This is a genomic window from Paenibacillus faecis (assembly GCF_008084145.1).
Classification (GTDB): domain Bacteria; phylum Bacillota; class Bacilli; order Paenibacillales; family Paenibacillaceae; genus Fontibacillus; species Fontibacillus faecis.
In genome coordinates this window covers 1,750,111-1,762,102 of sequence record NZ_VSDO01000001.1, presented here as the reverse complement: position 1 = coordinate 1,762,102, position 11,992 = coordinate 1,750,111, and the positions used below count along the sequence as shown (strand labels likewise).

The window sequence follows — 11,992 nt, the reverse complement described above, 5'->3', positions numbered from 1 at the left end:
GACCGACACGATTCCCGTTATGGGTTTGCGGCGGATGGTGCGGCTTATGCCACATACATACTCGTAAATTTAATCGGCATGAGCAGAATACGCTTTTTGAATAAGTAAAAAAGCGGTCGGAACGGCACGTTGGGGGTCGCCAACAGCAGGAAAATACAGGCGCAAGCCGCCGCAATCGTGAGCGGGGCCCTGTCCATGAGCTGCTTGCCGGCATGACCCGAGTTCAGCCGCAGGATCACTTTGTGGGAATGCGCGGCCTGCCTCGTTTCATAAGCGTCCCTTTCGATGCCCGATTCCGTTTCCGGAGCCGAAGAAAAAACAGGGAGGGACAGCATCATAAAGACGGCGAGCAAAACGACGGCCAGCGTACCGGCGACGGTTTTGATTCGAAGCTTCATGACCATCCCTCCCTTGGTTTGAAAGTTACTTACCTAAAAGGATAGCATACTATGCCTTTGATCTCAAAGGATTTGACCATTAAAAGTAACGGACCAGGATATAAATACTGGAGATCAGGACCGATAGGAGCATCAACGGAAAGCCGAACTTAAGGAACCTCACGAAGGTGATCGGTTCACCTTCCTTCGCGGACATCCCGGCCGCTATCAAATTCGCGCTGGCACCGATGAGGGTGCCGTTGCCGCCGAGACAGGCGCCGAGCGCCAAGCTCCACCATAACGGTTCCAGATTGGTGATCCCCATGCCGCCCATGTCCTGGATCATCGGGATCATCGTGGCCACGAACGGAATATTGTCCAGAAATGCCGAAGCGATGGCGCTGAGCCACAAAATGAGCATCGAGGTGAACAGCGGATCGCCACCGGTCAATTTAATCGCCTGTTCGGCCAACTGCTTAATCGTTCCCGTCTCTACTAAACCGCCGACGAGGACGAACAGGCCGACGAAGAAGAAAATCGTCGGCCATTCGACGGATTGAAACGCTCTTTCCATCACATGCTCGCCGGTAAGCAGCAGCAGGATAAAGGCCCCGGCCAAAGCGACGGTCGCCGATTCGAGATGGAAGGTCTGATGCATAAAGAAGCCCAGCAGCGTAAGTCCCAGGATCGTCAAGCATTTGACCAACAGTTTGCGGTCCGTGATGAGGCCGTCCAGACTCATCTCCATCATTTTTTTACGGTTCTCGGGGGAAGTGGTCAGCCCCTTGCGAAAAATCGCGATAAATAGCGGCAGCGTTACAGCCATAATAAGGATCGCCACCGGAGCCAGATTTTGCAGGAACGCCATGAACGTCAGTTCTTTGACCGCGCTGCCGATCATAATATTCGGCGGGTCGCCGATCAGGGTTGCTGTTCCTCCGACATTAGAGGCGATGACCAGCGAGAATACATAGGGAAAAGGCTTGACCTGCAGCCGTCGGGTGATGCTGAAGGCCACGGGCACCATGAGGATAATGGTTGTGACATTGTCGAGAAAAGCCGACCCCGTCGCCGTAATCAGCGCGAGCAGCCAAAGGATCGTCGACGGATTTCCCTTCGCCTTCTTGGCGGTCCAGATTCCGATATAATTGAAGAGACCCGTTTCGGCGGTTGTATTGACGATGATCATCATCCCGATCAGCAGGCCGAGCGTGTTGAAATCGATATGATGGATCGCGGTTTCCTGGTCTATGATTCCCAGAACGATCATCAGGACGGCACCGCTCATGGCAAGCAGCGTCCGGTGGATTTTCTCCGAAATAATGAGTGCATAAGTCAGTAAAAAGATGGCGATAGCCCAAATGGCTTGTTGTTCCATAGTCCCCTCCCAATGAAGTGCGACAGCGATCGGCTTCTTGCTTTACATTTCCTCGTAAAGGCGAAAATATCCGAATATCCCCGAAAAAAAGCAAAAAGAGCCCGCATGTTGGCAGGCTCCTCCGATAACTGTCGTTTTCTATTGTATGCTGGTGCTTTTATCATTATATTATCAGATATTTCGATTGTAAATATAAGAATGGCAAAACAAAGCCCAACGCCGGTCTATCCCGGGGCGGAAGGGGACCTCGACTTAGGTCTAGGTCGAAAAACCGTCCCCGGTCCGTTTTGAACAAACCGTATTCCACCTAAAATAGAGTCATAAGGTCGAACAAATGAGAGGCGGTGAGAAAAATGAAAACCAATCGGCCCAATGGTTTTGCGATCATCCTGATTGCCCTTGGCGTTTTGATTCTGTTGGGTAAATTGACCCCGTTCCTGGGCAGCCTATTCGGACTGGTGATTTCGGTCTTGATGATCGCTCTCGGTTACTACGGAATCCGGCGCGGTAATGCTTTCTTCGGATGGATCGTCCTGTTCTTCGGGGTGATTTCCCTGATTTCCAAACTGGCTTGGCTGATCGTCCCGGTGCTGGGCATCGGATTGATCGTGTACGGAATCTCTTCCCTGCGAGGCAGACGTAGTTTCTGATATAGATGGAGACACTTTATTGAAATAAGAATGACCGAAAGGTGTAGGAGGGATAGGAAGTCATGAGTGTATTTCGCCGAGTACGCGATATCACCGTCGCAACATTAAATGAACGGCTGGAGCAATCTCAGGATCCGGTGCGGCTGATCGATCAGTTTCTGATTGAAACCCGCCAGGAAATTGCCGAGGCCGAGAAACTGCATCATCAATATGCCGGTCACACCAAGCAATTGAAACATCAGGTCGATCAGGCAACAACGATGCGGAACAAACGCGAAGAGCAAGCGCTCCTCGCTCTGAAAGCCGGAGAAGAACATCTCGCCAAGCTGGCGTTGCAAGAGAAGATGCTTTATGACGAGAAAATTGAACAATATTCCGAGCTCTATACACAAAGCCTGGAATCGTTGCAAGAGTTGGAAAATCAGCTTCATGAGCTGAAGACCGAGTATCAGGTCGTCTACAGCAAGCGGCAGTATTACTATGCCAGAATGGAAACGCTGCGGCTGCAGCAGCGGATGAATCAGCGGATGAGCGGATACGGCATGCAGGATGTGCCGAAGATGTTCAACCGTTTGGAGGACCGGGTTTCCGATATGGAGTGGGAGGCTCGCAGCTTGCGCGATCTGCGGAAGGCGGGGCAGGATTTTGTGAACCAGGCCGGATCGGTTATCCAATCGACACTGGAACAGGAGCTCTCCCGTTTGAAGCAGAAGCTGAATAACAAAGGGGAGGAGTAACGCGAATGGGTAGAATTTACCGCTCAAGACGGGATAGATGGGTTAGCGGCCTGCTTGGCGGGCTGGGCGAATCCTTCGGAATCAGTTCCACGGCGCTTCGGATCCTGACGATCATCAGCGTGCCCTTTACGGGCGGAACGACCATCTTTATATACTTAATCGCCTCTTTGGTGATCTCCAAAGAGCCTTATGAACCGTTCGATCCCTATTTCAATCAGGGTTGGCAGGGGAACGGAGGAGCCGGCGGATATGGAGGTTTCGGCCCGGGCCATATGGGGAATCCCGGCAATCCGGGGAACCCGGGTTATGGCTACGGTTCGCGTCGGCCGCCGAATCAACCGCCGTTTGCAAGCAACCCTTACCAGGCGAACCAACCTTACAGCAATGCCGGAATGAACGGGTTCGGCGGCGGAGAGGCCTCGAATCTGGATTCCATGATGGAAGATATCGAGAAGAAAGCGATGAAGAAAGAACTGGAAGAACTGCGAAACAAACTGTCTAAATATGAGAAGGGAGAAGTGTAAACAATGGGAGTATTCAAAAGAATTAAAGATATTACGAAAGCGTCGGTAAATGATTTGCTGGATAAGGTGGAAGACCCGATTGTGATGTTGAACCAATATCTGCGCGACATGGAGGCCGAAATCCGTGACGCCGAGGTAACGGTAGCGAAACAAATGGCCAACGAGCGCAGAATGAAGCAGCGCCTGGACGAGGCGGTTCGTATCTCCGCCCAAAGAGAAGCGCAAGCCGAAGTGGCGCTCCGCAACGGTCAGGAAGAAGTGGCGCGCAAGCTGTTGGAAGAAAAGATCCACTACGATCAAAAGCATTCCGAATTCAGCGAACTGCACGCCCAATCCGAAGCGCAGGCTAACGAATTGAAGCAGCAGCTCCATGAAATGAAGGATGAGTTCTACAAACTGCGCAACAAACGGAATGAGCTGGTAAGCCGTGCGCAAATGGCGAAGGCCAGAAAACAAATGTCGCAAATCAGCAGCCTGCATTCGATCGAAAGCGGCAACGCGTCGCTCGGATTCCACCGTATGGAGGAAAAAATCATGCAGATGGAGGCGGAAGCCGAAGTGGCCGGCGTTGTTTACCGCGGAACGTCTTCCTCGTCCTACATCAGCCCGGCTGACGCCGAGAAACAGTTGAAAGTGGACGCTCAACTGGAGGCGTTGAAAGCCAAGCTGAATCCTTCCGAAAAGCGCGAAGAAAGCGTGGAATAACAGCTACACAGTCCATGGGACAATGTGGTATGCTAGACAGGGTAAAGCCATGCGGTATGGAATCCATACCGTTATGGCTTTTCCGACTTATGAACCGGCAGGAGGTGCGGCATGGACACAAAGAAAAGGTTCTTGGCCATCGGGTTGATCGGACTTGGCGTATTGATGATTTTTGGCAAATGGCTGAGTTTTTTTACCATTGTCGCCCTCTTTCTTTTGGGTTACGGCATTTATAAAATTCGCCAGGGGGAAGAGGTCCGCACCGGGTACATTTTGCTAGCCGTGGGCGGAGGGCTGATCCTGCTGGACCACTTTATGCTGGTCGTGGCGATCCTGATGGTTTCGCTGGGCCTCTATTATGCGAAAGTTCGCAAAACCCAGCCGCAAGGCGGTTATATGCAAAAGCAAAGCATCACTTCCAGCATTCACTGGGACCGCGATCCCTGGACGCTGAGAAATACGAGCATGTGGCATGTGCTTGGAGAGATCGATATCGATATGTCGCTGGCCATCTCGGAGGGGCCTGACAGTATCTTGATGTTCCAAGGCGTCGTAGGGGATATCGACCTGGCGGTTTCGGAGGATTACGGCGTTGAGATCGAAGCGTTCGTCCTGTTCGGGCAAATTGATTTCAGCCTGGACCGGGAGACGGGAATGCTGAACCGGTTGTACTGGAAATCGCCGAATTATGAGGAACGCGAACATAAGGTGAAAATAATCATTTCCTATCTGGTCGGAGATGTTGATATACGATTAATTTAGAGAGGAGGATCGCCTTCGCATGAGGAACAGAAAGCCGCGGAACATGGTCTCCCGCAGTATGCGGGAGGGGATCCTTCTATGTTTTGTTTTGTTGGCCGTCATCGTATATACGCTTTATACATATGGATATGTCGAACCCTCCACGAATTGGAAGACGGGAATCAGCGCGGGCTTGACGCTGCTTACCCTGCTGCTGAGCATCGGTGCGGCTTTCGGCTTTTTGCAGGGCTACCGGCAGAAGCGTAAGCTGGACTTGCTGCGGGACGCGCTGCTGCAATGGGAGAAAGGCAATCAGACCGGGACCGTCCCCAAACTGGGCGACGACGAGATCGGCGGCCTGGGCGAGCAACTGGAGCGGATCGGTAAACGCTGGGAGGAGCAGGTCAGCTCGCTGCAGCGTCTATCGACCCATAATGCGCAGCTGGCGGAGCAGGCCCGGATATCGGCGATCGTGGAGGAGAGACAGCGGCTGGCCCGTGAACTGCACGATGCGGTGTCCCAGCAGCTGTTTGCGATCTCCATGACGGCCACGGCGGTCGGAAGGACGCTGGAAAAGGATTTTGACAAGGCGCAGCGCCAGGTGGAACTGATCGAGGAGATGGCATCGGTCGCCCAATCGGAGATGAGGGCCTTGCTCCTGCACTTGCGTCCGGTGTATCTGGAAGGCAAGGAACTGTCTCAAGGCCTGAAGGAACTCGTCAGAGAGTTGAAAACGAAAGTGCCGATGGACCTCTCGCTGGAAATGGACGAGGAGTTGAATCTCGGGAAGGGGATCGAAAACCACCTGTTCCGGATTATCCAGGAGGCCATGTCCAATACGCTCCGGCATGCCAAAGCCGATAAGATGGAAATCCGTATTCACCGGAAAGGCGACGCGGTCAAGGTTACGCTGCGAGACAACGGCATCGGCTTCCAACTGGACGAGAAGAAACAGGCTTCCTATGGATTGTCGACCATGCAGGAACGGGTCGGCGAGATCGGCGGGTCCATCCAGTTCATTACCGCTCCCGGCAAAGGGACGCGCATAGAAATTACGGTACCGTTATTGATTGAGGAATTCGGAGGTGAGAATCATCATGGAGATGGAAGAGGACAAGATGATTAAAGTACTGCTGGTGGATGACCACGAGATGGTCCGGATCGGGTTGGCCGCCGTGCTCGGCACCGAAGACGGCATCGAAGTCGTAGGGGAAGCCAGCAGCGGGGTAGAGGGCATCCGCCTGGCCCAGGAATACAAGCCGGATGTCGTCCTGATGGATCTGGTAATGGAAGGAATGGACGGCATCGAAACGACGCGTCAACTGCTGAAACTCTATCCCGATTGCAAAGTCATCGTGCTGACCAGTTACCTGGACGACGAGAAGATGTATCCCGTCATTGAAGCGGGGGCCTTCAGCTACCTGCTCAAAACTTCACGCGCCTCCGAAATCGCGGAGGCGATCCGCGCCGCGGTCCGGGGACAATCCGTCCTGGAATCCCAGGTGGCTTCCAAGATGATGAACCGTTTCCGCCAGCCGAAAGCGGAGACGCCGGCTCATGAAGAGTTAACCGAGCGGGAAATGGATGTGCTTCGTCTTCTGGCTCAAGGGAAATCGAATCAGGATATCGCCGATGATCTGATTATCGGCATCAAGACGGTGAAGTTCCATGTTACGAACATTCTGGCCAAGCTGGGCGTGGAAGACCGCACGCAGGCGGCGATTTACGCCTACAAGAACGGCCTGGCCGAATGAATGGAAAGCGGACCTAGAAGGAAGGGGTCCGCTTTTTTGTTTTGTTGTTGTGTCAACTGAGAAACGAACGTATATATCGGCCGCCGGCGGGGCATTCTGAAGCTAATGATAGATTACTAGATTAGCGGAGGGAATTTCGATGCGGAAGCCGGGCGGATTGAAGAACAACAGAATGATGGGGATGGCGGGATGCGCCCTGGTGCTGGTTCTAATCATCGCCGGTTTTCTCGGGCGCGGCGAATCATCGGCGGTTCCTGCGGTTACCGATCATGCGATGGGAGACAAGCATTCTCCCGCCGCGGCCGCGGCTCAATGGGAGCAATTGATGGGACTGGCCGCAGGGGCCGTGCGGGAAGATCTCCAAGGGACGGCAAAGTGGCAGGGGGCGTGGCCGACCCTGCTGTCCCCGGAGGAAGCGGCGGGCGCCCTGGCTTCCCGGCTGGGCTTGAGCGGAATCCGGGAAGAGCGGGTGCAGGGCCGGACCGTTTACCGGGCATCGGGCGACGCGGAAGCGATCGCTTCCAGCTTGACGTTAACGAAGTTCCCCGGGGAAGACGAGAGTTATTATGTCGTGCTGCGTATGGAGGGCCAGGGGGCTGAGGCTGTTCGAGGGATGAAGGAACGGATCGCGTTGAGCGGGGAATCGTTGGCGGATGAAGGCGTCCGTATCCAATGGAATGGCGCCTTGCAGGGGGAACTCAACCCGGAGGCGGCAGGACAGGCTTCTGCGGAACAAGCGGTGCAATCACCGCTTCACCGGAGTCTCTCCATCCTGGAAAAAGGGAACTGGCATGCATTAAATTTAACGGCAGTGGAAGATTATGAGGACGCAGGGACGATCAGCCGCTCGTACACCGTTCCGGACATGGCAATTTCCGTCGCAAGCGGCGGCCATCAGGTTTCATTGCAGATGGCGGTTCATCGAAACGACCTGACCGGCCGGGAGGAGATTTCGCTCGGCTCGCCGTTATTGACAGTTGAATATTAATGAGACAAAAATAAATATTAGATAAAAGTTAAATGAATTTTCAGAAAAGCAGAGCATTTTTGGTATGAATATGATGGCATCATTTTTAGGAATATGCTAAAATTACATCACATCCAGTGATGCCGTGTAAATTCATATCATTGGTTGGAATTTGAATAAATATTCACTATATTACATAGAAAGAAATGAGGAGCCATGGCTGAATTTGAAAATTTAGAATCACTGCAAACACCTGGAGCGGTATTTTTTATTTTTGGGGCAACCGGAGATTTGGCACGCCGTAAGCTCTTCCCTGCCATATATTCGTTATATCGCGAAGGAAAACTGGCGGAGGATTTCGCGGTAATCGGCGTAGCGCGCCGGCCGCGCACACAAGAAGAATTCCGTGACGACGTCCATCGCTCCATTCAGGAGTTTTGTCGCTATAAAGTAAAGGATGAGGCCGCTTGGGCGCAGTTTGCCGAGCACTTTTCCTACAAATCGCTGGATATCAACAATATCGATGGGTACCATGAACTTCGGGAACTCACGGAGACGGTCGAGTCGCGCTTTAGCATTCCGGGCAATCGGCTGTTCTACCTTGCGCTTGCCCCCGAGCTGTTCGGCAGCGTATCCTTTAACCTGCAGAAAGGCGGCATGCTGAACAGCGGCGGCTGGCATCGTCTGGTCATCGAGAAGCCGTTCGGCTATGATCTGCTCTCCGCACAGAAGCTGAATGAAGAGCTGAACCAGGTCTTTAAGGAAGAGGAAATCTATCGGATCGACCACTATCTCGGCAAAGAGATGGTTCAGAATATCGAAGTGATCCGCTTTGCGAACGCGTTCTTTGAACCGCTTTGGAACAACAAGCACATCTCCAACGTGCAAATCACGCTGAGCGAAACGGTCGGCGTCGAGGAGCGCGGCGGATATTACGACCACTCCGGCGCTTTGCGGGATATGGGCCAGAACCATATGCTGCAGATGCTGACGATGATCGCCATGGAACCGCCAAGCCGTTTGTTCCCGGAAGATATCCGGGACGAGAAGGTGAAGGTGCTCCGTTCCTTACGGCCGTACGGTTCGGCTCAGGAAGTGAAGGAGAACGTCGTCCGCGGGCAGTACACGGAAGGCGAAGCGGGCGGCAAGAAGCTGCCGGGGTATCGCCAAGAGGACAAGGTGGACCCGAATTCGAATACGGAAACCTATTTTGCGGCCAAAGTATTCGTCGATAACTTCCGTTGGGCGGGCGTTCCGTTCTACATCCGTACCGGGAAACGCCTTCCGGTCAAAACGACGGAGGTTGTGGTCGAGTTCAAGCAAATGCCGACGAATGTGTATCTCGGACAGAAGCATAACCTCGAACCGAACCTGCTGGTCATCCGCGTAAATCCGATGGAAGGCATCTACATCAAGATCAACGCGAAGAAGCCGGGGTCGGATTCCAAGATCGAACCGCTCGCCATGGAATTTTGCCAAAGCTGCCAGGTCGGCATCAACTCGCCGGAAGCTTACGAACGCTTGATCCATGACGCGGCTAACGGGGATTCCACTTACTTTACCCGCTGGGATGAAGTGGCGACGGCCTGGGCTTTCGTCGATCGGATCGCTTCCGCTTGGGCGCAAAATCCGGCCGACATCAGCAAATATCCTGCCGGCTCCTGGGGGCCGAAGGAAGCCGATGAGCTGCTGGCCAAAGACGGGTTCCACTGGTGGCCGGTCAACGGTCAGGAAGAGGACAACGTCGTCTGGGTTAGACCTTAGGAAGATTAGCTATAGATGTGTACGAGCCGTCTTCGAGCGATAAGCTTGGGGGCGGCTTTTTGTTTGAGGCTTTAGCCGGTTGAGCTCGCGAAGTTCGCGAAACCACCTGCTATGCGAGTGGGGTGTGGGGGCCCGCTGCTGATAGCAAAGAACCACCTGATGGGGTCGTTATATAGGAGTGTTCAAGCTACTATGGATAACGAGAGGAAAAGGTGGCTTAATGGCTAATTGAAGGGATATGTCACATACAAAGAGGTGCCTAGTGTGCTTCCAAGCTTCCAACTCCAAAAAGATGCAAATCTGCAGGTATTTAAGCCGATTCCCAAGGGAATGCGAAAAAAGATGCAAATCTGCAGGAATTTCCAGAATTGTAGAGAAACGAGCCGGTTTCGTCAAAAATTCCTGCAGATTTGCAGGTATTTAGAAATTTTGAGTCCAAACAGGAAAAAAGCATGCAGATATGCAGGAATTTTATGTTATCAAGGTTGTCTGAAGGGGCACTAGGGGACTAGTAATAATCGTACCCCTTCAGGGGTAGACAAAAGCGGCAATGGCATTGTAGCTTGAACGTAGTGAAAGCTAGCGCCTTTAGATGCGAGCCGGTAATAAAGGCTTATAGCCTTAGAGAAAACTCCCCGTTCGCACGGGTGGCTTTGATTGCAGCGATAGTTTCAGGAAATTTTTTTTAAAGACAAAGTAACGGGATTCGGGCGAGGGAAGTGGCGTATGTTGAGATAAAATGTGTTACAATAAGAGACGTGACTTTGTAGAAGCGAGAGGAAAGTGAGAATGAGCAAAGCATTGGAACAACTGCAGCAGGAAGTGGATAAACGCAGAACGTTTGCGATCATCTCCCACCCGGACGCCGGGAAAACGACGCTTACGGAGAAACTGCTTTTGTTTGGGGGCGCCATCCGCCTGGCCGGTTCGGTCAAAGCGCGGAAAGCCAGCAAACACGCGACAAGCGACTGGATGGAAATCGAGAAGCAGCGGGGGATTTCCGTTACCTCTTCCGTCATGCAGTTTGATTATAAAGGACATCGCATCAATATTTTGGATACGCCGGGTCACCAGGACTTCAGTGAAGATACGTACCGCACCCTAACGGCCGCGGACAGCGCGGTCATGCTGATCGATGTGGCCAAGGGCGTCGAGGCTCAGACGATCAAGCTTTTTCAGGTATGCGCCAAACGGGGGATCCCGATCTTTACCTTCATCAACAAATTGGACCGCGAAGGCCGCAACCCGTTTGAGTTGATGGAGGAAATCGAGCGTGTGCTCGGCATCCGCTCCGTACCGATGAACTGGCCGATCGGCATGGGCCGCGAGCTGTGCGGAGTGTACGACCGGATGAAAAATCAAGTGGAGCTGTTCCAAGGGGACGATCACTCGAACATCCAGGTCACCAAGGTGAAGGATTACACGGACCCGGTGATTCGTGAAATGGCCGGCGAATATTTGCATGACCAACTGTGCCAGGATGTCGAGCTGCTTGATGTGGCGGGCGATCCGTTTGATCTTGAAAAAGTGAAGCGCGGCGAACTTACACCGGTCTTCTTCGGCAGTGCGGTCAACAATTTCGGTGTGCAGACATTCCTCGAGAACTTTCTGCAGCTTGCCCCGAAACCGGAACCTCGTCGCAGCACGAACGGACTTGTGGAGCCGACGAACGAGAAGTTCTCGGGCTATGTCTTCAAAATCCAGGCGAATATGAACCCGGCGCACCGCGACCGGATCGCGTTTTTGCGTATCGTATCCGGGAAGTTCGAACGCGGCATGTCCGTCAAGCACGTGCGTGCGGGCAAAGAGATTAAGCTGTCCCAGCCGCAGCAGTTCCTGGCCCAGGATCGGGATATCGTCAGCGAAGCTTACCCGGGGGATATTATCGGGCTGTTTGACCCGGGGATTTTCCGGATCGGCGATTCGCTCAGCCAGGGCAGCGAAGTTGTATTCGACGAGCTTCCGACGTTCTCGCCGGAGATTTTCGCCAAAGTAACGGTGAAAAATGCGCTCAAGCACAAGCAATATCAAAAAGGGATCGACCAACTGACCGAAGAGGGGACGATTCAGGTATTCACCACCGTCGGTTTTGAAGATACTCTGCTCGGTGTGGTGGGGCAGCTGCAGTTCGAGGTGTTCGAGTACCGGATGAAGGGCGAATACGGGGTGGACGTTCAGCTTCAGCGCATGCCTTTCCAATTTGCGCGCTGGATCGTGGCCGATAAGATCGACCCGTCGAAATTCCGGATCAACTCGACGCTCGTCAAAGACAAGAAGGGGAACTATGTCGCCTTGTTCGAGAACGAATATGCGATGCGCACGGCCATGGAAAAAAATCCGGACGCCCAGTTCCTCGAAACAGCGCCTTAAGCAACTTGAGATATTAGCGTTTTGC

Annotated in this window: 12 protein-coding genes; 10 read left to right on the top strand and 2 right to left on the bottom strand. The window is 53.1% G+C overall.

Features of this window, described 5'->3' with window-relative positions:
• Positions 1-44 precede the first annotated feature (44 nt).
• Positions 45-398 carry a hypothetical protein gene (locus FRY98_RS07765; RefSeq protein WP_148451108.1) on the bottom strand — a complete coding sequence of 118 codons (354 nt, stop codon included), beginning with the start codon at positions 396-398 and terminating at the stop codon, positions 45-47.
• Between the two features lie 79 nt (positions 399-477).
• Complete coding sequence (locus tag FRY98_RS07760) at positions 478-1,755, bottom strand: ArsB/NhaD family transporter (RefSeq protein ID WP_148451107.1); 1,278 nt, start codon at positions 1,753-1,755, stop codon at positions 478-480.
• A 353-nt stretch (positions 1,756-2,108) separates the two neighbouring features.
• Here FRY98_RS07760 and FRY98_RS07755 point away from each other — a divergent pair, with 353 nt between their 5' ends.
• The 10 genes from FRY98_RS07755 (at position 2,109) to FRY98_RS07710 (ending at position 11,967) form a co-directional block, all read left to right on the top strand.
• A complete protein-coding gene (locus FRY98_RS07755) occupies positions 2,109-2,405 on the top strand; it encodes a LiaF transmembrane domain-containing protein (protein WP_148451106.1) in 297 nt (98 codons plus the stop codon).
• Between the two features lie 62 nt (positions 2,406-2,467).
• The gene (locus FRY98_RS07750) at positions 2,468-3,142 is read left to right on the top strand and encodes a PspA/IM30 family protein (RefSeq protein WP_148451105.1); all 675 of its coding nucleotides are present in this window, start codon (positions 2,468-2,470) and stop codon (positions 3,140-3,142) included.
• 5 nt (positions 3,143-3,147) lie between these two features.
• The gene (locus tag FRY98_RS07745; protein ID WP_148451104.1) at positions 3,148-3,666 is read left to right on the top strand and encodes a PspC domain-containing protein; all 519 of its coding nucleotides are present in this window, start codon (positions 3,148-3,150) and stop codon (positions 3,664-3,666) included.
• A gap of 3 nt (positions 3,667-3,669) precedes the next feature.
• On the top strand, positions 3,670-4,371 hold the full coding sequence (locus tag FRY98_RS07740) for a PspA/IM30 family protein (RefSeq protein WP_148451103.1): 702 nt from the start codon (positions 3,670-3,672) through the stop codon (positions 4,369-4,371).
• 111 nt (positions 4,372-4,482) lie between these two features.
• A complete protein-coding gene (liaF, locus tag FRY98_RS07735; RefSeq protein WP_148451102.1) occupies positions 4,483-5,133 on the top strand; it encodes a cell wall-active antibiotics response protein LiaF in 651 nt (216 codons plus the stop codon).
• Positions 5,134-5,152: 19 nt separating this feature from the next.
• Positions 5,153-6,238, top strand: coding sequence for a sensor histidine kinase (locus FRY98_RS07730; protein ID WP_148451101.1), 1,086 nt, complete (start codon positions 5,153-5,155; stop codon positions 6,236-6,238).
• Positions 6,210-6,866, top strand: a complete 657-nt coding sequence (locus FRY98_RS07725; protein ID WP_373317710.1) for a response regulator — start codon at positions 6,210-6,212, stop codon at positions 6,864-6,866. The genes FRY98_RS07730 and FRY98_RS07725 overlap by 29 nt, the downstream gene beginning before the upstream one ends.
• A 139-nt stretch (positions 6,867-7,005) precedes the next feature.
• Positions 7,006-7,854: a YwmB family TATA-box binding protein gene (locus FRY98_RS07720; protein ID WP_148451100.1), complete on the top strand. Its 849-nt coding sequence runs from the start codon at positions 7,006-7,008 to the stop codon at positions 7,852-7,854.
• Between the two features lie 195 nt (positions 7,855-8,049).
• Positions 8,050-9,597 (top strand): glucose-6-phosphate dehydrogenase, encoded by a 1,548-nt coding sequence (zwf, locus tag FRY98_RS07715; RefSeq protein WP_148451099.1) that lies wholly within the window; start codon positions 8,050-8,052, stop codon positions 9,595-9,597.
• Positions 9,598-10,386: 789 nt separating this feature from the next.
• Positions 10,387-11,967 (top strand): peptide chain release factor 3, encoded by a 1,581-nt coding sequence (locus tag FRY98_RS07710; protein WP_148451098.1) that lies wholly within the window; start codon positions 10,387-10,389, stop codon positions 11,965-11,967.
• The last annotated feature ends 25 nt before the right edge of the window (positions 11,968-11,992 follow it).

Bases quoted from the DNA above. Each gene is read 5' to 3' on its own strand.
- zwf (WP_148451099.1), top strand. From the start codon at position 8,050: ATGGCTGAATTTGAAAATTTAGAATCACTGCAAACACCTGGAGCGGTA.
- FRY98_RS07720 (WP_148451100.1), top strand. From the start codon at position 7,006: ATGCGGAAGCCGGGCGGATTGAAGAACAACAGAATGATGGGGATGGCG.
- liaF (WP_148451102.1), top strand. From the start codon at position 4,483: ATGGACACAAAGAAAAGGTTCTTGGCCATCGGGTTGATCGGACTTGGC.
- FRY98_RS07725 (WP_373317710.1), top strand. From the start codon at position 6,210: ATGGAGATGGAAGAGGACAAGATGATTAAAGTACTGCTGGTGGATGAC.
- FRY98_RS07710 (WP_148451098.1), top strand. From the start codon at position 10,387: ATGAGCAAAGCATTGGAACAACTGCAGCAGGAAGTGGATAAACGCAGA.
- FRY98_RS07745 (WP_148451104.1), top strand. From the start codon at position 3,148: ATGGGTAGAATTTACCGCTCAAGACGGGATAGATGGGTTAGCGGCCTG.
- FRY98_RS07765 (WP_148451108.1), bottom strand. From the start codon at position 398: ATGAAGCTTCGAATCAAAACCGTCGCCGGTACGCTGGCCGTCGTTTTG.
- FRY98_RS07730 (WP_148451101.1), top strand. From the start codon at position 5,153: ATGAGGAACAGAAAGCCGCGGAACATGGTCTCCCGCAGTATGCGGGAG.
- FRY98_RS07740 (WP_148451103.1), top strand. From the start codon at position 3,670: ATGGGAGTATTCAAAAGAATTAAAGATATTACGAAAGCGTCGGTAAAT.
- FRY98_RS07750 (WP_148451105.1), top strand. From the start codon at position 2,468: ATGAGTGTATTTCGCCGAGTACGCGATATCACCGTCGCAACATTAAAT.
- FRY98_RS07760 (WP_148451107.1), bottom strand. From the start codon at position 1,755: ATGGAACAACAAGCCATTTGGGCTATCGCCATCTTTTTACTGACTTAT.
- FRY98_RS07755 (WP_148451106.1), top strand. From the start codon at position 2,109: ATGAAAACCAATCGGCCCAATGGTTTTGCGATCATCCTGATTGCCCTT.